The sequence below is a fragment of the Allokutzneria sp. A3M-2-11 16 genome, assembly GCF_024213555.1.
In the GTDB taxonomy this organism is placed as follows: Bacteria; Actinomycetota; Actinomycetes; order Mycobacteriales; family Pseudonocardiaceae; genus Allokutzneria.
On sequence record NZ_JANAVO010000001.1, the window covers coordinates 776,214 to 794,793 of the forward strand.

Genomic DNA, 18,580 nt, shown 5'->3' on the forward strand with positions numbered 1-18,580 from the left:
TCGGCGTCTTGGTCGGCGACATCCGTTTCGAAAGGACACCACCTGATGCGCATCACTCTCGCCCGTGCGGGCGCCGCCGTACTGGCCGCGTCGGCCATCGCGCTCGCCGGGGCCGGTGGCCAGGCCGCCGCCAGCGCCGAGAACGTGCTCGGCCCGGACGGCTTCGGCCCGCTGAAGGTCGGCATGAGCCTGGCCGACGCCATCGCCACGGGCAAGGTCGGCGAGCCGGTCGGCGGCAACGACCTGTGCCGCGGCTACAAGTGGGCCTACTCGTCCGGCCCGGTGCTCACCATCTCCAAGGCGCACGGCATCTACTCGATCCCGGGCACCGCCAAGGGCGCGCACACGCCGGAGGGCATCGGCTCCGGCTCCACGGCCGACGCGGTCAAGAAGGCGTACCCGAAGGCCGTTGACGGCTGGCAGAACGGCACCGCGATCATCACGACGGTGACGCCGCAGAACCCGGCCAACCGCTACCTCTTCGGCATCAAGGAGGGCAAGGTCACCGGCTTCGCTCTCCAGGCGGTCAACGCGCGCGACTGCGCGGCGGGCTGATCACCACGACGGTAGGTGCCGGGCGCACGGCACCTACCGTCGTTGTGTCCGGATCTGCGCGGGCCATTCGAGTTCGATTCCCAGCGCCTGCAAGTGGTCCTGGAACTCGCCGAGCAGGTCGGTGCGAGCCCGGATCGCCCGTGGCGGCACACCGCGCGCGACGGCGTGCGCGGCCAACAAGCCCGCTGCCTCGCCAACGTTCCACTCCACCGGGTGCAGTCGGTAGCAGCCGTTGGTGATGTGCGTGACGCCCAAGCATTTCCCGCCCGCGATCAGGTTGTCCACGCGCACGGGAATCAACGCGCCCAACGGGATCTGGAACGGGTACGACGGGATGTCCACGTAGCCCTGGCCGCCCGTGCTGGGGTGCAGGTCGATGCGGTAGCTGCCGATGCCCACGGAGTCGGCGAACTGCTCCGCCTCCGCGGCACCGGGCCGCACTTCGACGCCGATGTGCTGTTCCAGCACGGTGAACTCGGCCTTGATGCGCCGTGCTTCGCGGATGTACGGCGCCGCGGCGAGGCCGTCGTCGGTCCCGAGAGTCTTCTCGGAGAGCCGCAATCCCGGATATCCCGCTTCGGTCTGCATCCAGTACACAAAGGACAGTGTCAGCTCGCGGGCTTGGTCCAGCCGCTCGCGACGGAGGTCTTCGGCGACGCCGGTGATCGGCTCAAGCCAGTAGTCGATGTGCGGCCAGTTGACGAGCGTGACATCCGGCAGCGGCGGATCGTAGTGCGCGCCATGGCGAATCCGCCGGAAGCGCCAGAGATCCTGTTCGTCATCCGCGCCGAACAACGGCCTTCGCAGTGGGCGACCGGTCTCCGGTTCCTCTGTCGTCCAGCCGAGCTGCGGCCCCGGCCAGAACGGCGCCTGGTAGCCGCGCCAGAACTCGTAGCTCTTCGGCCGCTCGATCACGTGCTCGCCACGCGGGTCGTATTCGAGCGCCGCGCACCAGGTGATGGCCTGCTGGTCGAACGGCCGCGCCGGACCGTCGACCGCGTGCGGTTCGCCTGTGTCGGCGGAACTCTCCGCTCCGAGCACGTGTTCGCATCCGGCCAGCGGGAGCAGGTCGCCCTCCTCCGTGGCGTCGATGACCTGCTTGGCGCGCACGACGACGTCGAGGTCGAACCGCACCGCTTGGATGCGATCACCTTGTACATCAACGGAAATCGGGCGGTGGTGGAAGAGCAACGTGAGATCCAGCGACGCCAGCATCTCGGCGAGCACGATGTGGATCACCGTCGGCTCCGCGCACAGCTTGCTGACCCAGCCCGACCCGGGGTTGAGCGCGGTGTCCCGGCGTGGCCCGTCCCGCAGTCGTGGATCGGCCCGATACCGTGCGCGCACAAGGGATCTCATGCGGCGGTAGGACGCTGTCACGCCCATGTGCTCCACCCAGGGGTGCTCGTCGGGCGGCACGGCCTGCGCGGTGAGCTGCCCGCCGAGCCATCCGGTCGGCTCGGTGAGGACCACGTCGAGGCCCTGTCCCGCCGCCGCCAGCGCCGCTGCCACACCGCCGCACCCGGCACCCACGACGAGCACATCGCAGTCGAATTCCATTGGCCCCTCTGGTGATCGGTCACTTCAGCCCGGCGTGCGCGAGGCTGTCGGTGATGTGCCTGCGGGCGAGGAGGTACGCGATCAGGATCGGCACCGTGGACACCGCGGTCGCCGCGAGCTGGAGGTTCCAGATCGGGTTCCCGCTCGTGTCGGTGTAGGTGCTGAGCGCGAGCGGGACCGTGAACAGCTCGTTGCGGTTCAAGAACACCAGCGGCTCCAGGAAGGAGTTCCAGCTCGCCAGGAACGACACGATCCCGATGGTGCTGAGGATCGGCCGGGTCAGCGGAAGCACGATGTGCCACAGGATGCCGAGGCGCCCGATGCCGTCGATCATCGCCGCCTCCTCCAGTTCGCGTGGGATGCCCTGGAGGAACTGGCGCATCAGGAAGATCCCGGTCACGCCGATCGCGCCGAACGTGGGGATCGCCAACAGTGGCACGTGGGTGTCGGCCAGCCCCATGTCCCGGATCATCAGGAAGTTCGGGATCAGCGTCACCTCGGTCGGCAGCATCAGGGCGCTCAACAGGACCAGGAAGATCAGGTTCTTCCCGGGGAACCGCAGCCGGGCGAAGGCGTAGCCGGAGAGCAGCGAGAGCGCGCACGTGGCCAGCGCGACGACGAGCGCGATGTAGAGGCTGTTGTAGATCTGCCGGGCGAACGGCTGGAAGGTGAAGACCTCGACGATGTTGTTCCAGGTCGGGGATTCCGGGAGCAGAGAGGGCGGGAAGGCGAAGATCTCGGACGGCTGCTTGAACGCGCTGGAGACCATCCACAGGAAGGGGAAGACCAGCGGTGCGACGAGCACCACGAGCAGGAGGTAGATCACTCGTGCACCCACTTCTTCCTCGCCCACCACTGGATCGCGACCAGCACCAGTGTCAGTCCGAAGAGGACGATCGCGAGCGCGCTGGCGTATCCGCTGCGGAACAGCTCGAAACCCTGCTCGTAGATGTAGAACGCGAGCACGGAGGTCGCGTGCGAGGGGCCGCCGTGCGTCATCAGCTGGACGTAGTCGAAGACCTGGAACGAGCCGATCAGCGTGATCACGATGACCACGAGCGTGGTCGGCGAGATCATCGGCAGCACGATGTGGCGGGTGATCCGCCCCTCGCTCGCCCCGTCCAGCCGGGCGGCCTCGATCACGCCGGGCGGGATGTTCCTCAGGGCCGCCAGGAAGATCACTGCCTTGAGCCCCACGGTTTTCAGCGCCGCCACGACGGTCACCGCGGCGAGCGAGGGCTGGGCCTCGTGCAGCCAGTTGGGCCCGGCGAGGCCGATCAGGTCGAGCAGGCCGTTGACCGCGCCGCCCTCGCCCTGGAGGAGGAACCGCCACACGATCGCCCACGCCGCCTGCGAGGTGACCACGGCGAGGAACGCCAGTGTCAGGAAGAACCCCGCGCCGCGCGGGCGCCGGTTGAGCGCGAGTGCCAAGGCGAGTGACAGGCCGACATTGATGACGACGAGCCCGAGCGCGAAGATCCCTGTCACCGCAAGGGATTGCCAGAACGCGGGATCGCCGGTGAAGATCTCGACGTAGTTGTCCCACCCCACCGGCTTGGACTCGTTGGTGAGCAGATCGGTGTCGGTGAAGGACATGATGACGACGCTGATCAACGGAATCAGCACGAACAGCACGAACCCGATTGCTTGCGGGGTAAGGAAAAGGTAGGCGGTCAGCGCCTCGCGGCGGCCGCGCTTCACCGCTTGCTCCGCAACATGGGACCAATCCGGTCGCAGATCCCCTGCAACACTCCGGGAACGTCCGCCGTCCGCGTCCAGAGCTTGTCCAGTGCGGGCTCCGCGGTGGCGCGGATCTGCGGCCAGTTCTCGGGATACGCGAAGGCTTCGCCGTCGGTGATGCCGCGGACCAGGATGTCGGTGACGGCCGGGCTCTTCGCGTAGAGGCGATCGGACTGAGCAAGCACGGAGCGGCGCGCGGGCGGGTAGAACTGGGCGAGGCGTTCGGTGCTCGCGCGTTCGCTGAGGAACTTCAGCAGTTCCGTTGCCAGCTTCGGGTTGTCGCTCTGCCGGAAGACGACCATCCCGGCCTGGCCGGTGACGTGGGGCTGGCCGCCAGGCCCGGCGGGCAGCGGCGCGACGCCCCAGCCGAAGGTCGAACCCTGGAGCTGGGAAAGCCGGGAGAGCTGGGTGATGGTGATCGCGGTCTTCCCGGCGTAGAAGCCCGGCTGCGAGCCGGGCGGCGTCGCTGTGCCCTCGGCGAAGGCCATCCGGTGGTAGAGCCCGATCGCCTCGACGGCGGCGCGGTCGGCCAACCGGCAGGATCGGTCTTCTCGTTGGTACACAACGGTTCCGTGCGCTCGCAGCAGCGGGTCCAGGGTCGCCCAGACGAGCGGGCCGTACATCCCGCCCTCGTTGCTCTCGAAAGCGTGGCTGCCCGGCGGCAGGGTGGGTTTGAGCCGCGCGGTCAACTCCGCCATCCGCGCCCAGGTCCACTCACCGCGCGCGGCCAGTTCCGCGGGCTCGGGAAGCCCAGCCCTTGCCAGCATGTCCTTGTTGTAGATCGTGAAGAAAGGGCTGGTGGAGAACGGAATCCCGTACACCGCGTCGCCGGAGCGCCAGTTGGTGAACGCGGCGGGCACGTAGTCGTCGAAGTGGTAGCCCGGGTCCTCGCGCAGCGCACGGCCGACGTCGGCTAGCCTTCCCTTGGCCGCCATGCTGACCGCGTCGGGGGCGCCGAGCCACCCCAGATCGGGCGGGTCTCCCCCGGCGAGGCGGACGGAGAGCTTGGTGACGTACTCCGTCTGCGGGACCGACTGGATCCGCACGGCGACGCCGGGGCGCGTCGCGGCGAAAGCGTCGCCGAGTTCCTGGAAAGCGCGCAGCTGAGCCTGATCCGAGGTCCAGACGGTCATCGTCAGGTGGTTGGGATCGGGGCGGTCACCGATCCCGCACGCGGCCGTGAGCACGAGGGTGATCGCGGCGAGCAGCGCGCGCTTCATCACGGCCGCGCTTCCATTACCGACTTCCCTTGCCGCTCAGCACAATCAATCGTGTCGGTGGTGGCGGGCCCACCGTCGAGCCGTTCCATCAGTCGCTGAACGGCGACCTCGCCGATGCGGCGGCCCGGGATGTCGAAGCCCGACCAGAAACCAACGGTGTCCTCGTCTTCGGCAACCCCGGCGACCGCGACGGAAAGGTCCTCCGGTACCCGCAGCCCCCGTTTTCCCGCAGCGGCACGCAACGCCTCGGCGTACGTCGCGCCCTCCACGACCACCGCGCTGACTTGACGCTCCAGCAAATCATCCACAAAGGACGGTGTGATGCGGTCGAGCGGAACGATCTCAGCGGTGATCTCGGGGATCGCCGTCCGCAGGCCGTGCAACCGGTCGCCCGTCGCCGGGAGGTCCGGATTGGACCCGACGTAGGTGATCCGGCGGTGCCCCAGGAGGATCAGGCGCCCGCCCAGCACGTAGCTCGCGGCGGCGTAACCGGGGGCCACGTTGGGAACCTCGCGCCCACCGCGCAGGAAGCGCTTGCCGATGAAGACGAAGGGGTAGTCCTCGGCGACGAGCTGTTCCAGTTCCGCCGGGATCTCATCGCGGCCGAGCAGGATCGCAGCGTCGACCAGCCGGAGCTTGTTCTCCCCGTCCGCGTAGATGCTGCGGATCGGCCCGGAGGTGGCCGCACTGGTGAACAGCAGCAGGTCCTGGCCCGCGCGCTCGGCCGCCTCCTCGATGCCGAGCAGGAACGGGTGGTACCAGCCACCGTGGCGCGTGGTGAACACGCGCTCGTAGGTGAACACGCCGAGGAGCTGGCTGCGGCCCGTCGCCAGCCGCCGGGCCAGCGGGTCCGCCCGGTAGCCCAGCTCACGCGCCACGTCGAGCACGCGGCGCCGCGTCTCCTCCGGGATCGAGGTGGCCTTGTCCCGCAGGATCAGCGAGACCGCCGCCTGCGTGACACCGGCGCGCTTCGCGATGTCCGCCTGCGACACCCGGCTAGTTATGCGCATAACTAAACGGTGGCAGGCCGCCCGGGGCGACGTCAAGGGGGCTTGGAAGGATCTGCGGTATGACGACATCCCGGAAGTTCGCCAAGGCCGTCACCGAGGTGCTGAGCCCGTACGTGGTGCTCGCGGTCCTGGCGTTCGTCGTCGGCGCCTGGCCTCATCCGGAGCGCGGCGAGGCGCTGTGGTGGGCCGCCGCGCTCGCCCTCGGCAGCTGCGTCATCCCCTACGTCGTCATCGTCGCCGGGGCCCGGCGCGGCCGGTGGGACGGCCACCACGTCAACAACCGCGCGGGACGGCTGATCCCGCTGGTGATCATCACCGTGTCGATCATCGTGGTGACCGTCGCGATGGGCCTCACGAAGGCGCCGTCGCACATGTTCGCGCTGGGCCTCGGGGAGGTCGTGCTCATCGTGGTGCTCGGCCTGATCACCGTGCTGGGCCGGTGGAAGGTGAGCGTGCACGCCGCGGTCGGTGCTGCGACGGTGGTCATCGTCGCGATCCTGTACGGCGCCGTGTGGCACGTCCTGTGGCCGCTCGTGGTGCTGCTGGGCTGGTCCCGGGTCGCGCTGAGGGACCACACCGTGGCGCAGGTGCTCGTCGGCGCCGCGCTCGGCATCGCCTTCCCCGCGGTGCTCTACCCGCCGATGCTGTAGTCGGTGGAGTACCACCGGCGCGGGCGCATGCGGAACGTCGCGATCGTCAGGCCCTCCATCTGCTTCAGGAAGTCAGCGGCAGCGTCGCCCTCCATGTAGCGGTAGGCCAGGGCCTCGACCTCCGCCCACGGCGTCTCGTGATCGATGGCCACCACCGGACCCGAGACGCTGACGTAGCGGTACGGCGGGTTCTCGTCCTGCACGACCAGGGTGAACTCGCGCGCGGCCTCGGCCAGCCGGTACTTCAGCGACTCCGGCGCGGTCTGCACGAGGACGTCCCCGCCGGGCTCGTAGTGGTACCAGACCGGCACAGCGAGCGGCGGGCCCTCGGCGCGCGCGATGCTGATCACCCCGATGTGGACGCCCGCCAGGAACTCCTCGCGCTTCGACTCAGTCATCACTGCCATGCCGACCAGTCAAGTTGGTCACGCGGTGGTGTGCCATGCGCGCGCGTCCGAGATGGATGTCCGTGCGTCTGCGGAGGTAGAAATTTCTTCGGGGGGCGTGTCCATGCGGCCATGTCCCGTTCGTAGTGATGGTGACACCAACGCTGAGGAGCGCGACATGAAGTACATGCTGCTGATCAACGCCGGTTCGATCGACGCGAGCGGCGGGGCCGCTGAGTGCTCGGTCGAGGACTGGATGGCCTACGACAAGGACGTCCGGGAGGCGGGCGTCCTGGTGTCCGGGGAGTCGCTCGCCGACCTGGTCACCGCCACCACCGTGCGCGTCGGCGAGGACGGGAAGCGGCTGGTCACCGATGGTCCGTTCGCGGAGAGCCGCGAGGTCCTCGGCGGGTTCTACGTCATCGACGTTCCGGATCTGGACGCCGCGCTGGACTGGGCCGCGCGGTGCCCCGGCGCGCGCGGCAGCGGCTCCGTCGTGGTGCGGCCGGTCGCCGACTTCGGGGCCTGAGGTGACCGATTCGGTGGCGGGCGTGTTCCGCGAGGAGCACGGCCGGTTGCTGGCGGCGCTCGTCCGCCGGTTCGGCGATCTGGACCTGGCCGAGGAGGTGGCTTCGGAGGCGGTCGAGATCGCGCTCACCCGATGGCCGGTCGACGGGGTCCCGCCGAATCCGGGGGCGTGGTTGATGACCACCGCGCGGCGCCGGGCGGTGGACCGGTTGCGGCGGGACCGGGCCTACGCCGAGCGGCTGGCGGTGCTCCGCGTGGAGGCGGAGCGGGCCGATCCCGCGCCCGCCGCCGATGTCGGGGACGGCCTGCCGGACGAGCGGTTGCAGCTGTTCTTCACCTGCGCGCACCCCGCGCTGCCCGCGGAGGACCGTGTGGCGTTGACGCTGCGCTGCCTCGCCGGGATGACCACGCCCGAGGTGGCGCGGGCGTTCCTGGTCCCGGTGGAGACCATGGCCAAGCGGATCACGCGGGCGAAGAAGAAGATCCGCGAGGCGCGCATCCCGTTCCGCGTGCCCGGCGCCGACGAGCTGCCCGAACGCCTGCCCGGAGTGCTCCAGGTCGTCTACTCGATCTTCACCGAAGGCTATGCGGCGCACCGGTCCGAGCTGGCCGAGGAGGCGATCCGGCTGGCGCGGATACTGCGCGCGCTGATGCCCGCGGAGCGCGAGGTCGCCGGGCTGCTGGCGTTGCTGCTGCTGGTCCACGCCCGCCGGGAGGCGCGCGGCGACGAACTGGTCCTGCTGGAGGAGCAGGATCGCGCTCTCTGGGATCGCGCCATGATCGCGGAGGGGACCCGCCTGGTCGAGGTCGCGCTGACCGGCGGGCGCCCCGGCCCGTACGGCGTGCAGGCCGCGATCGCCGCGCTCCACGACGAGGCGGCCGATCTCGCCGACACCGACTGGCCGCAGATCGTCGCGCTGTACGAGGTGCTGCTGGCTCTGCTGCCGTCCCCCGTCGTCGCGCTGAACCGGGCGGTCGCCGTTGCCATGCGAGATGGCGCTGAGGCCGGGCTCGCGCTGCTCGACGAGCTGGCCGACGATCCGCAGCTGCGCAGCTACCACCCGTACTCCACCGCCCGCGCCGAGCTGTTGCGCCTGCTCGGCCGGGATTCCGAGGCCGCGCTTGCCTTCCGGCGGGCTTTGGAGCTGGCCGGTACCGAGTCCGAGCGCGCGCACCTGCGGCGCAAATTGGAGGGTTGACGTGGATCTTGCTCGTGGTTGGGATCTCGCCGCTGCCGGGTACGAGTCGTATTACGTGCCTCGGTTCGCCCCGTGGGTGGACAGTGCCGTGCGAGCGATCACTTCGCCGCTCCCTGACGGCCCGATCCTGGTGCCGTGCTGTGGCACGTTCCCGGAGCTCGACGTCTTGGTGGAGTTGTTCCCTGACCGCGAGATCGTCGGCATCGACCTTTCCCCGGGCATGCTCCGGCTCGCCCGGGAACGCGCCACCGGGCGGCAGCGGGTGCGCCTCGTCCAGGGCGACGCGGCCATCCTCGATGATCACTGGACTGGCAGGTGTGCGGCGGTCGTGTCGGTTTTCGGGCTCCAGCAGCTGCCTTCGCCCGATGCCGCCATCCGCTCGTGGGCTTCGGCTCTTCGTCCTGGTGGTGTGCTGTCCGTCATGTTCTGGCCGAGCACCACGGAGCCTTTTGGCCCGTTTTCCTTGCTGTCCAAGGTTCTTCGGGCTCATGTGCCCGCCGGGGACCGTTCGTGGGAGCAACGCCTCTCGTTTCCCGGTGTCGTCGTGGACAAGTACGTCGCGCACGAGATGTCGCATCCGAGCGCGGCGGAGTTCTTCGCTTCCCACACCGAGTCCGGCCCGCTCCGCCCGCTGGCCGATGATCGTGGCCGCGAGTTCGTCGCTCGGCTTCGCGAAGAGTTCCTGCGGCTCGCTCCGTGCGGCAAATGGCACCACCGGCCTTGCGCGCGCCACATCGTCGCTCGCGTCACAGCTTGAGGTGGCCGACCCTGATGTTGCGCATGGGTTGTTGGTCGGGGTCGACCCAGCGCGGTGGGATGAACGTCGGGATGCCGTGCTCGAAGACGATCTCCCAGTCTCCTTGGTGCACAACGTGATGGTGGTGTGAGCAGAGCAGGACGAGGTTGCCGAGGTCGGTCGGTCCGCCGTCGATCCAATGCACCACGTGATGAGCTTCTGTCCACGCGGGTGGCCGATCACACCCGGGGAAGGCGCATCCCTTGTCCCGCACCGCTAACGCCCTGCGCTGCGTCACCGTCGCCAGCCGTCGGCTCCGTCCTACGTCCAGGGGCAGGCTTTCGCCGCCGAGGACGACGGGCATGACCTCGGCATCGCAGGCCACCAGCCGCACCGACCCCGCTGACGTCGGGTCGTCCCATTGGGTGTATCCGGCGCCGGTCCACTCGTGCAGGTTGTCCCAGGACATCGTGACCACCACCCGGGGCCGCTCCTCACCACAGGTCGGCAGATCCTGAGAGGCCATCGCGATCGCGATCACCTCCGCGAAGGCGTCGGCATACCGCTGCTCGGTGGTGCGCGGGTCTTTCTCCCCACCCACCGGGCGGGGCTTGGCGAGGGCGTGCAACACGGTCTTGATCTTCGCGCCGGTGATCGGGTCGAACGCCGCTTTGATCATCAGGTAGCCGTGTTCGTTGGTCCCCATCCGCAGATACCGCCGCGCATACCCTTCCTGCTCGTCGCGGTGCACACCTTCGGGGTCGATCCGCGACCGCAACACCTTGCCCGCATAGGTCAGCTGACGCGGATTCAACCGGGGTGCGTGCTGGCAGAGCACATCTTCGGCTTTCCCGGCCTTCTCCGCCGGGACCTTGCCCACCGTCCCCGAGATGATCAACGCACGACGGCCACTGATCTTCCCCTCCCGCAACAACGCCTGCGTCCTCGGCAGAGACGGGAGTTCGCGCACCAGACGAGCACGCTGACCGGCCTCACCGGAGTCCAACTTCAACTTCACCCGCAACAGCACCGCGAGATCCTTACACCCGTAATCGGAGTGCATACCCTGCGACTCGGCCTCCGCCGCACCATCGGTGGCGGCGGCGGTGACCATGTTCGTCAGGGTCTCCATGTCCTGCATCCACTCCAGCAACGCATCACCGGTCAACCTCTAGGTGTCGCACGCGGCGAAGTGCACTTTCAGGGAAGCGATGGATTCCTTGGGATCAAACACAATTCACCTCCTTCGACTCCCTTCAATTATCTCAGCAGTCAAGATCGAAATCGAAGCACCATCGAGTGAATTCCAGCAATACCAACAACTTCAGCACGCAACCGCAATATGGCCACATAACGCGACAAAGAGAAAACGCAAGGGCCACAACGAAACCGAGGCTTTACCTGGGGCGCGCGTGCCATACGCTCATCGCGAGGGCCGGGGTTTCATCCCGTGCCCCTAAGAGGCCCAACGGCACGCGCAAGGGGTCCCCAGGTCAAGCCGACCCCACGCAGGAACCCATCGGGTTAACCCCCGCAGGGTGAATCCGGACGGAAGACGATTGCCCCCCTTGCCACCTGGCTATTCGCAGACATGGGCACGACAGTCGTCCGTGACGGCACCTGGCTGAGCGACGAAGTGACCGAGGCGGTCATGGCGTCGGCTCGCGCGCTGGCCGCGACCGGGGAGCAGGCGCAGGTTCAGCGACTGCTCGCGGCCCGGCTGGGCCTGCGGGCAAGCGCGCACGTGGCGGAGGGGGCGTTCGCGCTGCGCCCCAGTGTCGCCACGGGTGACCTGATCAACGTCACCCGAACCGCCTGGCGCCTCGTGGAGATCACCCTCGGCGAGCTCCTCGTGCCGTACGGGGCCGATCCCGTGCTCCCGGTGACCCGCGCCGCCGAGCCCGGCTTCGCGCTGAGGCGCCTGGGACCGCCGTTGCTGCGGCTCGGGAACGTGCTGTGGGCCCGCGCGCGGTGCTCGCGGATCAGGTTCGTCAGCGAGCAGATCCAGCTCGCCGCGGGCGACGTCCTGGCGCACGCCATCCGGTGGCGCTAGGAGTTCCCAGCACCGGCATGCTGAGCCCCATGACGCCCACGGAGCCGCGGATCGGCCGCACCTACCGGGTCCGCATCCCTCGCGACGAGAGTCCCGCCAAGTACGTCACCGGCAGTCCGGGCCGGGGCGAGGCGGACCTGATGTTCCTCCAGATGGCGTTCGTCCACGGCGACGGGCTCAGCGACGACTTCGACATCACGCTGACCTCCGTCGGCGAGGTGCTCGCGGGCGAGCCAGCGGTCACCGGGGTCAAGGTCGTGGACACCACTCGCGTCAGCACTCCCCTGTCACCGGAGGTGGCAGCCGCGCTCGGCCTGTCCCCGGGCGTGGAGTACGTGGTCGAAGGGGTGTTGAAGGACGCGAGGTCCGGCGAGCCCGTCCAGGTGCTGGCCGAGGAGACGCTCACCATTCCCGCGTCCTGGCTCCACGAATAAGACGAGCATTCACACTAGATTTTCACATGATTGACCAGGTGCCTTGTTGGCCCTATGTTGGTGCATCGATCCACTTCTGCAACGGAAAGGGTCGTCCATGCACTTCGGAAAGTTATTCTCGTTCGCTGCCTGTGTCGCCGTCGTGGCCGCTACGACACTGACAACCCCCGCCCAGGCCACCGTGCACGGGTGCAGCGGCACGGTGTGCATCTACGTCAACGGCCACAGCGATTACGTGAGCTATGCCCACGCCCAGAACTACCAGCACCCCTACTTCGGGCACTTCCACCTCTACGGGGTCGGCTTCAGCATGAAATCCCCGACGCAGCACTGGAGGTACAAGTCGAAGTGGCAGATCGACGTGAAGAAGTATTTCCCCGACCGTTCCGTTTTCTGCGCCGAGGCGTGGGAGAACGGCAGACTGCTCGGCAGGCCCTGCGCTGAGATCCGGATCTGAGATCCAACGCTGACCGAACCCGTCAGATGATGCCGCGCAGCCGGTTCGCGTCGGGCGCGTCGACGAGCTCGAACAACGTCAGCGCCCGGCGGTAGAACTCGCGCGCGGCATCGGCGTCCGTGCGCTCGGCGATGCGCCCGAGAATCTCCAGGGCCTGGCGCTTGAACTGCGGTAAATCGATACACTACCAGCTCGGAGCGTCGGTCGTGACGAACCTGCGCCGGATCACCGGAGGCGCGCGATCCTTTGCTGCGCGGCGAAATCGAGAACCGGTGCGGGCATGCGCAGCGCGCCGTTGCCGTAGCCGAGGTGGCGCAGCGCGGCCTTGATGCCCTCGATCGTGCCGCCCAACGCATCGAGCACATCGTCAACCTTTTGCTGCGCAAGGCGTTCGGCCTCGGCATCGCCAGAAACCACGGCGTTGGCGAGCGCCTTGAACGGCCGTGGGAACGCGGCGGTCAAGCCGGACACCACGCCCTCTCCTCCGCTGCGGATCACCCCGGCGAGCGTGGTGTCGGCGCCCGACCACAGAGGCGTCCCCGGCGGCAGCGCGGCGAGGTACTCGTCGAAGCGATCGGCCGCCGAACCGCTCAGTTTCGCCCCGGCGAGCCCGGTATCCGATGCGATCCTGGCGAACTCCGCGGGTTCCACGACCACGCCGCTGCGCTCGCTGAAGAGATAGCCGTAGGTCTCCGCCGACCCCTCGACGGCGGTGATCGCGGCGAAATGCCTTGTCACAGCGGCGATATCGACCGGGAGGTAGTACGGCGTGAGAGCGGCCAGCCGCCGCGCGCCCGCCGCGACCGCGCCCCTGGCGAGCTTCACCGCGTCGCGGGTGCTCGCCGCGCCGACGTGCACGACAACCCTTGCCGGGCCGAAGGCGGCGAGCGCCAGCTCGGCGAGTTCCTGGCGCTCACGGAGATCGAGCGCGGGGAATTCCCCGGTGGTGCCACCGACGAACACGCCGTCGACGTGCTCGGCGAGGTCCGCGAGGTGCCTCTTCGTCGTGTCCCGGTCGAGTTCACCCGCGTCGTCGAAGAACGTGGGGGTGGCCGTCAGGATTTCGGGCATGGCGGAGCCTCGCTCGTCGTCGGCAGGGTCAGGGAGCGCCCCTGCGCTCCGCCAGCACGGTGCGGATGCGCGCGCAGGAGCCGTCGAGGTGCGTGGTCAGCGTGCTGAGCGCGGCCGCGACATCCCCGGATCGGACGACCGCGGCCAACTCGGCGTGGTCCTCGGCGATCGGACGCAGGTCCCGGTCGGTGTTGGTGATGTCGAGGACCGCGGCGAACAACGGCCGGTGCAGCTCCCAGGTCGCGGTCAGCCAGCGATTGCCGCCGATGACGTAGAACCCGCTGTGGAAGTCCAGATCCGCTGCGGCGAACTCGGCGGCGCTGGCGCTCTCGGCGGCGCTGCGCATCCTGGCCACCGCTTCGTCCAACGGAGTCCAGTCGGCGTCGTCGCCGCGCGCGATGGTCTCCCGGATCGCCAGGCTCTCCAGGGCCCCGCGCAACGAGTACAGCTCGACGAGGTCGGTGTCGCTCAGGCCGCGCACGTACACGCCGCGCCTGCGCGTCTCGACCAGGCCCTCGATCTCCAGCTGGCGCAACGCATCGCGCACCGGACCGCGGCTGACCTCGAAGCGCTCCGCGATCCAGCCCTCGACCAGGTGGGTCCCCGCGGCCAGCTCACCCCGCACGATCAACGCGCGCAGCTGGTCCAGCAGCAGCTCCCCGAGCGACGACTGGCGCAACGGATTGACGATCATCCACGGCTCCTTCTCGATCAGCGGTCCCCACAGTAAGCGGTCGTCGGTCAACGGTCAACGTCGACGGTTAACCGTTGACCGAGCGGCTTCGGCCGGTCGTAGTTCTCGGCCGCGGGCTGTTCTTCGGCAACCGCGGCGACACCAAGGGCCGCAAGTCCACGTTGATCGTCACGCTGACCGTGATGGGCGTCAGCACCATCCTCATCGGACTCCTGCCGAGCTACGCCAGCATCGGGGTCTGGGCGCTGATCCTGTTGGTGGTGCTGCGATTGCTCCAGGGCTTCGCGGTCGGCGGCGAATGGGGCGGCTCCATGATCATCGTCCTGGAGTCGGCGCCGCCGAACCGCAGGGGCTTCTTCACCGCGTGGCCCAACACCGGCGGGTTCTCCGCGCAGATCCTCATCACGCTGGTCTTCGCCTAGGCGCTGCCCTACTTCCTGCTCACCGTGTTCGCGTTGTCCTACGGCAGTTCCACGCTCGGGATGCAGAAAAGCACGCTGAACAACGTGATCCTGATCGTGGCGGTGCTGTCGTTCGCCTCGCACGGGCTGTTCGCCCTGCTGTCCGCCCGCATCGGCAGGCGCCCGGTCTACTTCTTCGGCGCCGCAGTGGTTTTCGTGATGGCGTTCCCGTTCTTCGCGGAACTGTTCCCCACCGAGCGCAGGTACACGGGAGCCGCGGCGGGGCGGGAGATCGCGTCCATCCTGTCCGGCGGGCTCACCCCGTTCATCGCCACCGCACTGGCCGGGCCGGGCGGCACGCGGTGGTGGCTCGTCGCGGGTTACGTGATGCTCGGTGCGCTGATCACCATGATCGCGGTCGCGAAGGCACCCGAGACCCTGCACCGCGACCTGTGAGCCCGGACGTCATCGCAGCGCGCGCCACCAGTCCGCCCGGGTCGGCTCGCGCAGGGCGTTCGTTCCACAGTGGACTTCGCCGATCAGCATGTGCAGGTACGCCCAGTCCTCGACCCAGGACAGGCGCACCGGATACCCGGCCAGCGCATCCTCGGTGGCCCGCTCGAACAGGTCGACACCGTTGACGACGGGCCCGTGCGGCTTGGGTGCCGCGAAGACGCCTGCTTTGATGGACAAGCCGTTCACGATGCTGGCGGTCGAGGCGACGAGGAACTTCGCCGGAGCCCGGCCCGTGCGCGCCAGCTTCCGCAAGCCTTCCAGGTCCTGCACGGTGAGCTTGCCCGACTCCACCATGCGCTTGGTCTCCGGGGCGTCGGCCGCCGCTTCGGGGTCGTATTCCTTGAACAGCACCGGAACTCGGACGAGCTCGGTGGCCTTGAGGCCGGTTTCCCTTGTCAGGACGTCGATCTGGGCATCGATGTGCCGCGCGGCCGTCTCGTTCACCGTGAGGAAGGCCGGGTTCGCCAGTGACTCGTCGATGGTCGGCTTCACGGGTTCGACCGTGTTGTCGAACAACCGCGCCGCACCGTGCCCGGCCCGCTGGGCGTCCTTGAGCCGGTTCACCGCGAGCCGCGGATCGGCGACCATCATCGTCCAGCCGCGCGCGGTGGTGGCGGGGATGACGTGAGTTGTCTCGTCGACGTGCCCGACGAGCAGCCACGACGTGTCCACGACCACCGGCTGCGCGTGCTGCGAGCTGAGCATCTTGGTGAAGCTGGGGTCCGGGTGCCGCGACGCGGCGGACCCGAAGAACGGCCTGCCCAACGGGTTGCGGGCGTCCGGCGGGATGCTGTCGAAGTTCCCGGTGGAGTTCAGGGTGTCCGCGACCGTGTCCGCCCGATCGGCGGTGAACTGCTGCACCACCCCGATCCCGGGTCCGCGCAGGTGGGTGAACAACAGGCGCCCGACCGGCCGGAGAGTGTGCGACGGATGGCCCGGGTACACGCGATAGTTGCTGCTGCGCAACAGGATTCGCATCACCTGCGGGCCGTTCGGACCCGGCGCGCTCACCGTCGCGGGCTCGACGAAGTCCTGGAACCACCGGTCGCGGTGACTCCAGATCGAGAGCTCGGAGGCAGGCAGGCCGGACCGCTCCACCGCTGTGCGCAGATCGCGCACGAACTCGGTGTACCCCGGCATGGCATCGGGCGTGTCCGAGGTCAGAACCCGTTGTGCGGGCTTGAGATCGGTCTGCAAGATGATCGGCGCGACCTTCAGCTGCACCGAGTCCCTGGAGTTGCCGACCACCAGCGTGACGGTCACGACGCCGTCCCACACCGCGCGGTCGCGGACCACGTCCAGACCTTCCAGCGCCAGCTGCGCCCCGGCGCGCAACTCCTGCTCGGTGAGCTTTCCGGTCAGTGGGGCCCAGGCGCCGCCACGGTTGATCCACAAGCGCGCGTACTTCTCCTGTTGCGGCGCAAGCGAAACCGTGCCCGTGGTGCCCGCTGACAACTCCGGCTTGGGAATCGTCCACAGTGGAGCTAGGTCGGCGATGTCGTTGGGGCCGTTCAGCTCCTCGTCCTGAGCGTCGTGGCAGGCGGCGATGCGCGTGTCGACCGCGATGTCCGGGTTCTTCAGATCGGCCTCGGACACCGTGCAGCGCTTGCCGTCGTCGTCGAGGTTGGGCAGGAAGATCGCGCCCCGGCCCTCGCGCCAGAGCTGCTTCCCGGCCTCGTCGGCGTCAGCGTCGACCTTCCCGTCCCGGTTGGTGTCCGCGACCAGACGCACCTTGGCATCCCGTGGATCGGCGAGCGCCGACGGGGAAACGGCTGCCACCGCGCTGACGCCGAGCACCAGCGCCCACGCGGCGTTGACCCACTTGACCGACATGCGCTCGACGCTAGCCATTTCCGTTCCGGCGCCAGTGAGGTCATCAACTATTCTTTGTTCGAATAACCTCCCTTCCGCAGAGCGAAAGTTGATGCTTCGTGCGCCTGTCGGTCCTGGACACCTCGCCGATCGTGGCGGGGTCCACCGCCCAGCAGGCATTGCGCAACACGGTCGACCTGGCCGGGCTGGCCGATCAGCTGGGGTTCCACCGGTACTGGGTCCCCGAGCACCACGGCATGCGCGGGGTGGCCAGCTCCGCACCCGCTGTCCTCGTCGCCGAACTCGCGAACGCCACCAGGAACCTCCGCGTCGGCTCCGGCGGCGTGCTCCTGCCCAACCACGCGCCGATCGTGGTCGCCGAGCAGTTCGGCACGCTCGAAGCCCTCCACCCGGGGCGGATAGACCTCGGAATCGGCCGCGCGCCGGGTGGTCCTCCCTCAGCCGTCGAGGTCGTGCGCGGCGGCCGCACCGAGAAGACGTACGACGAACAGCTCGACGAGCTGCTGAGCTACTTCACCCCGGATTCCCCGGCGATCCCCGCGATCGGGAACGCGCCGCCGATCTGGTTGCTCGGCTCCTCTCCGGCCAGTGCCCAGCTCGCCGGCGCGCGCGGCCTTCGGTACGCCTTCGCGCATCACCTCAACCCCGCCGCTACCGCGGAGGCAGCGCGCACCTACCGCGGCCCGGAAATGCTCGTCAGCGTCTCCGTCATCGTCGCCGACACCGATGAGCGCGCCGAATGGCTCGCTGGCTCCACGCGATTGAAGGTGCTCAGCAGGATTCGTGGCACGCGCATTCGTTTGCCCAGCCCGGAAGACGCGGCCGCGTACCCCTACACCGAGGACGACCGGGCCGAGATTGCCGCACGCTCCGGAAGCGTTCTCGTCGGGTCCCCAGAAACTGTGACCAGGAAGCTGCGCGCCGTGCTCGACGACACCGGCGTGGACGAGCTGATGGTCACCAGTCCGATCTACCACCACCACGATCGACTGCGCTCCTACGACCTCCTGGCGTCCACAGTGGACTGATTCGAATGCTCTACCTCGCGTCCGGCGGTCCCTTGCGGTGGAGCCCGCGGGCCGAGTATTGAGGCACGCTTTGCGGCTCCGCCACGGGCTGGTCGGGTTCCTGACCTCACTGCCCGCGCACGGTGATCTCGTCCGCGTCCGGCTGGGTTCGTTGCGGGGATACGTTGTCTGCCATCCCGAGTTGGTCGCCGAGGTCCTGCGCGACGACCGCACCTACGACAAGGGCGGCCCGCTGTTCGACAAGGCGCGGGAGGTCGTCGGCAACGGTCTGGTGACCTGCGGCCACCAGGAACACCGGCGGCAGCGGCGATTGGTGCAGCCCGCGTTCCACCGCCCCCGCGTGGACGACTACCGGCGTTCGATGACCGAGCAGGTCGAGGGCGTGCTTTCGGAGTGGCGCACCGGGCAGGTCATCGACGTTCCCGAGCAGACCCACCGCCTCACCAGTGGCAATCCCGGAATCGCCTCGATCGACTGGTGGTGGCGGGTCTAGCTCCTGTCCTGCAAAT

The 18,580-nt window shown here is 68.6% G+C and carries 22 protein-coding genes; 12 read left to right on the forward strand and 10 right to left on the reverse strand.

Translation table 11 applies throughout. From position 1 onward, the window contains the following. Positions 1–45: 45 nt before the first annotated feature. A complete protein-coding gene (locus NLX83_RS03890; RefSeq protein WP_254233487.1) occupies positions 46–555 on the forward strand; it encodes a hypothetical protein in 510 nt (169 codons plus the stop codon). 33 nt (positions 556–588) lie between these two features. Here NLX83_RS03890 and NLX83_RS03895 read toward each other — a convergent pair whose 3' ends face one another. Genes NLX83_RS03895 through NLX83_RS03915 form a run of 5 tightly spaced genes read right to left on the reverse strand, consistent with a single transcriptional unit; the run spans position 589 to position 6,085 of the window. Beyond that, entirely contained in the window at positions 589–2,115 is a 1,527-nt protein-coding gene (locus tag NLX83_RS03895) for an FAD-dependent oxidoreductase (RefSeq protein WP_254233488.1), read from the reverse strand. 19 nt (positions 2,116–2,134) lie between these two features. Then, positions 2,135–2,941, reverse strand: coding sequence for a carbohydrate ABC transporter permease (locus NLX83_RS03900; protein ID WP_254233489.1), 807 nt, complete (start codon positions 2,939–2,941; stop codon positions 2,135–2,137). After that, a complete protein-coding gene (locus NLX83_RS03905) occupies positions 2,938–3,816 on the reverse strand; it encodes a carbohydrate ABC transporter permease (RefSeq protein WP_254233490.1) in 879 nt (292 codons plus the stop codon). Before NLX83_RS03905 ends, NLX83_RS03900 begins: the two co-directional genes overlap by 4 nt. Next, positions 3,813–5,075, reverse strand: a complete 1,263-nt coding sequence (locus tag NLX83_RS03910; protein ID WP_254236070.1) for an ABC transporter substrate-binding protein — start codon at positions 5,073–5,075, stop codon at positions 3,813–3,815. Before NLX83_RS03910 ends, NLX83_RS03905 begins: the two co-directional genes overlap by 4 nt. Beyond that, on the reverse strand, positions 5,075–6,085 hold the full coding sequence (locus NLX83_RS03915) for a LacI family DNA-binding transcriptional regulator (protein ID WP_254233491.1): 1,011 nt from the start codon (positions 6,083–6,085) through the stop codon (positions 5,075–5,077). The genes NLX83_RS03910 and NLX83_RS03915 overlap by 1 nt, the downstream gene beginning before the upstream one ends. 59 nt (positions 6,086–6,144) lie before the next feature. Here NLX83_RS03915 and NLX83_RS03920 point away from each other — a divergent pair, with 59 nt between their 5' ends. After that, entirely contained in the window at positions 6,145–6,735 is a 591-nt protein-coding gene (locus NLX83_RS03920; RefSeq protein WP_254233492.1) for a phosphatase PAP2 family protein, read from the forward strand. Here the strand turns inward: NLX83_RS03920 and NLX83_RS03925 are convergent. Beyond that, entirely contained in the window at positions 6,717–7,142 is a 426-nt protein-coding gene (locus NLX83_RS03925; RefSeq protein WP_254233493.1) for a pyridoxamine 5'-phosphate oxidase family protein, read from the reverse strand. The genes NLX83_RS03920 and NLX83_RS03925 overlap by 19 nt on opposite strands. A 157-nt stretch (positions 7,143–7,299) precedes the next feature. Here NLX83_RS03925 and NLX83_RS03930 point away from each other — a divergent pair, with 157 nt between their 5' ends. The 3 genes from NLX83_RS03930 (at position 7,300) to NLX83_RS03940 (ending at position 9,605) form a co-directional block, all read left to right on the forward strand. Next, complete coding sequence (locus tag NLX83_RS03930; RefSeq protein WP_254233494.1) at positions 7,300–7,650, forward strand: YciI family protein; 351 nt, start codon at positions 7,300–7,302, stop codon at positions 7,648–7,650. A gap of 1 nt (position 7,651) precedes the next feature. Then, on the forward strand, positions 7,652–8,848 hold the full coding sequence (locus tag NLX83_RS03935; RefSeq protein WP_254233495.1) for an RNA polymerase sigma factor: 1,197 nt from the start codon (positions 7,652–7,654) through the stop codon (positions 8,846–8,848). An 88-nt stretch (positions 8,849–8,936) separates the two neighbouring features. Next, complete coding sequence (locus NLX83_RS03940; RefSeq protein WP_254233496.1) at positions 8,937–9,605, forward strand: class I SAM-dependent methyltransferase; 669 nt, start codon at positions 8,937–8,939, stop codon at positions 9,603–9,605. Here NLX83_RS03940 and NLX83_RS03945 read toward each other — a convergent pair. Continuing rightward, positions 9,595–10,716 carry an HNH endonuclease signature motif containing protein gene (locus NLX83_RS03945; protein ID WP_254233497.1) on the reverse strand — a complete coding sequence of 374 codons (1,122 nt, stop codon included), beginning with the start codon at positions 10,714–10,716 and terminating at the stop codon, positions 9,595–9,597. The genes NLX83_RS03940 and NLX83_RS03945 overlap by 11 nt on opposite strands. Before the next feature lie 459 nt (positions 10,717–11,175). Here NLX83_RS03945 and NLX83_RS03950 point away from each other — a divergent pair, with 459 nt between their 5' ends. The 3 genes from NLX83_RS03950 to NLX83_RS03960 all read left to right on the forward strand — a co-directional run bounded on the left by NLX83_RS03950 (position 11,176) and on the right by NLX83_RS03960 (position 12,528). After that, positions 11,176–11,637 (forward strand): hypothetical protein, encoded by a 462-nt coding sequence (locus NLX83_RS03950; protein WP_254233498.1) that lies wholly within the window; start codon positions 11,176–11,178, stop codon positions 11,635–11,637. Between the two features lie 29 nt (positions 11,638–11,666). Beyond that, complete coding sequence (locus NLX83_RS03955) at positions 11,667–12,071, forward strand: hypothetical protein (RefSeq protein ID WP_254233499.1); 405 nt, start codon at positions 11,667–11,669, stop codon at positions 12,069–12,071. A 142-nt stretch (positions 12,072–12,213) separates the two neighbouring features. Then, positions 12,214–12,528 (forward strand): hypothetical protein, encoded by a 315-nt coding sequence (locus tag NLX83_RS03960; protein ID WP_254233500.1) that lies wholly within the window; start codon positions 12,214–12,216, stop codon positions 12,526–12,528. A 225-nt stretch (positions 12,529–12,753) separates the two neighbouring features. On the opposite strand, the gene NLX83_RS03965 is transcribed toward NLX83_RS03960, so the two are convergent. After that, on the reverse strand, positions 12,754–13,599 hold the full coding sequence (locus NLX83_RS03965; protein WP_254233501.1) for a dihydrodipicolinate synthase family protein: 846 nt from the start codon (positions 13,597–13,599) through the stop codon (positions 12,754–12,756). A gap of 28 nt (positions 13,600–13,627) precedes the next feature. Continuing rightward, complete coding sequence (locus NLX83_RS03970; protein ID WP_254233502.1) at positions 13,628–14,293, reverse strand: GntR family transcriptional regulator; 666 nt, start codon at positions 14,291–14,293, stop codon at positions 13,628–13,630. 74 nt (positions 14,294–14,367) lie between these two features. Between NLX83_RS03970 and NLX83_RS03975 the strand changes: the two genes are divergently transcribed. Together NLX83_RS03975 and NLX83_RS03980 are read left to right on the forward strand one after the other, a co-directional pair. Next, the gene (locus tag NLX83_RS03975) at positions 14,368–14,715 is read left to right on the forward strand and encodes an MFS transporter (RefSeq protein WP_254233503.1); all 348 of its coding nucleotides are present in this window, start codon (positions 14,368–14,370) and stop codon (positions 14,713–14,715) included. A gap of 24 nt (positions 14,716–14,739) precedes the next feature. Further along, on the forward strand, positions 14,740–15,150 hold the full coding sequence (locus NLX83_RS03980; RefSeq protein ID WP_254233504.1) for a hypothetical protein: 411 nt from the start codon (positions 14,740–14,742) through the stop codon (positions 15,148–15,150). A 9-nt stretch (positions 15,151–15,159) separates the two neighbouring features. Here NLX83_RS03980 and NLX83_RS03985 read toward each other — a convergent pair whose 3' ends face one another. Continuing rightward, positions 15,160–17,043 (reverse strand): protein-arginine deiminase domain-containing protein, encoded by a 1,884-nt coding sequence (locus tag NLX83_RS03985; RefSeq protein ID WP_254233505.1) that lies wholly within the window; start codon positions 17,041–17,043, stop codon positions 15,160–15,162. 98 nt (positions 17,044–17,141) lie between these two features. Here NLX83_RS03985 and NLX83_RS03990 point away from each other — a divergent pair, with 98 nt between their 5' ends. Both NLX83_RS03990 and NLX83_RS03995 read left to right on the forward strand, forming a co-directional pair. Then, positions 17,142–18,071, forward strand: coding sequence for an LLM class flavin-dependent oxidoreductase (locus NLX83_RS03990; RefSeq protein WP_254233506.1), 930 nt, complete (start codon positions 17,142–17,144; stop codon positions 18,069–18,071). A gap of 70 nt (positions 18,072–18,141) precedes the next feature. Then, the gene (locus NLX83_RS03995) at positions 18,142–18,564 is read left to right on the forward strand and encodes a cytochrome P450 (protein ID WP_254233507.1); all 423 of its coding nucleotides are present in this window, start codon (positions 18,142–18,144) and stop codon (positions 18,562–18,564) included. The last annotated feature ends 16 nt before the right edge of the window (positions 18,565–18,580 follow it).

Excerpts from the sequence above, each read along its gene's own strand:
- NLX83_RS03890 (WP_254233487.1), top strand. The coding sequence starts at position 46 with ATGCGCATCACTCTCGCCCGTGCGGGCGCCGCCGTACTGGCCGCGTCG.
- NLX83_RS03895 (WP_254233488.1), bottom strand. The coding sequence starts at position 2,115 with ATGGAATTCGACTGCGATGTGCTCGTCGTGGGTGCCGGGTGCGGCGGT.
- NLX83_RS03910 (WP_254236070.1), bottom strand. The coding sequence starts at position 5,075 with ATGAAGCGCGCGCTGCTCGCCGCGATCACCCTCGTGCTCACGGCCGCG.
- NLX83_RS03915 (WP_254233491.1), bottom strand. The coding sequence starts at position 6,085 with ATGCGCATAACTAGCCGGGTGTCGCAGGCGGACATCGCGAAGCGCGCC.
- NLX83_RS03920 (WP_254233492.1), top strand. The coding sequence starts at position 6,145 with ATGACGACATCCCGGAAGTTCGCCAAGGCCGTCACCGAGGTGCTGAGC.
- NLX83_RS03925 (WP_254233493.1), bottom strand. The coding sequence starts at position 7,142 with ATGGCAGTGATGACTGAGTCGAAGCGCGAGGAGTTCCTGGCGGGCGTC.
- NLX83_RS03930 (WP_254233494.1), top strand. The coding sequence starts at position 7,300 with ATGAAGTACATGCTGCTGATCAACGCCGGTTCGATCGACGCGAGCGGC.
- NLX83_RS03945 (WP_254233497.1), bottom strand. The coding sequence starts at position 10,716 with ATGGAGACCCTGACGAACATGGTCACCGCCGCCGCCACCGATGGTGCG.
- NLX83_RS03950 (WP_254233498.1), top strand. The coding sequence starts at position 11,176 with ATGGGCACGACAGTCGTCCGTGACGGCACCTGGCTGAGCGACGAAGTG.
- NLX83_RS03955 (WP_254233499.1), top strand. The coding sequence starts at position 11,667 with ATGACGCCCACGGAGCCGCGGATCGGCCGCACCTACCGGGTCCGCATC.
- NLX83_RS03965 (WP_254233501.1), bottom strand. The coding sequence starts at position 13,599 with ATGCCCGAAATCCTGACGGCCACCCCCACGTTCTTCGACGACGCGGGT.
- NLX83_RS03970 (WP_254233502.1), bottom strand. The coding sequence starts at position 14,293 with ATGATCGTCAATCCGTTGCGCCAGTCGTCGCTCGGGGAGCTGCTGCTG.
- NLX83_RS03985 (WP_254233505.1), bottom strand. The coding sequence starts at position 17,043 with ATGTCGGTCAAGTGGGTCAACGCCGCGTGGGCGCTGGTGCTCGGCGTC.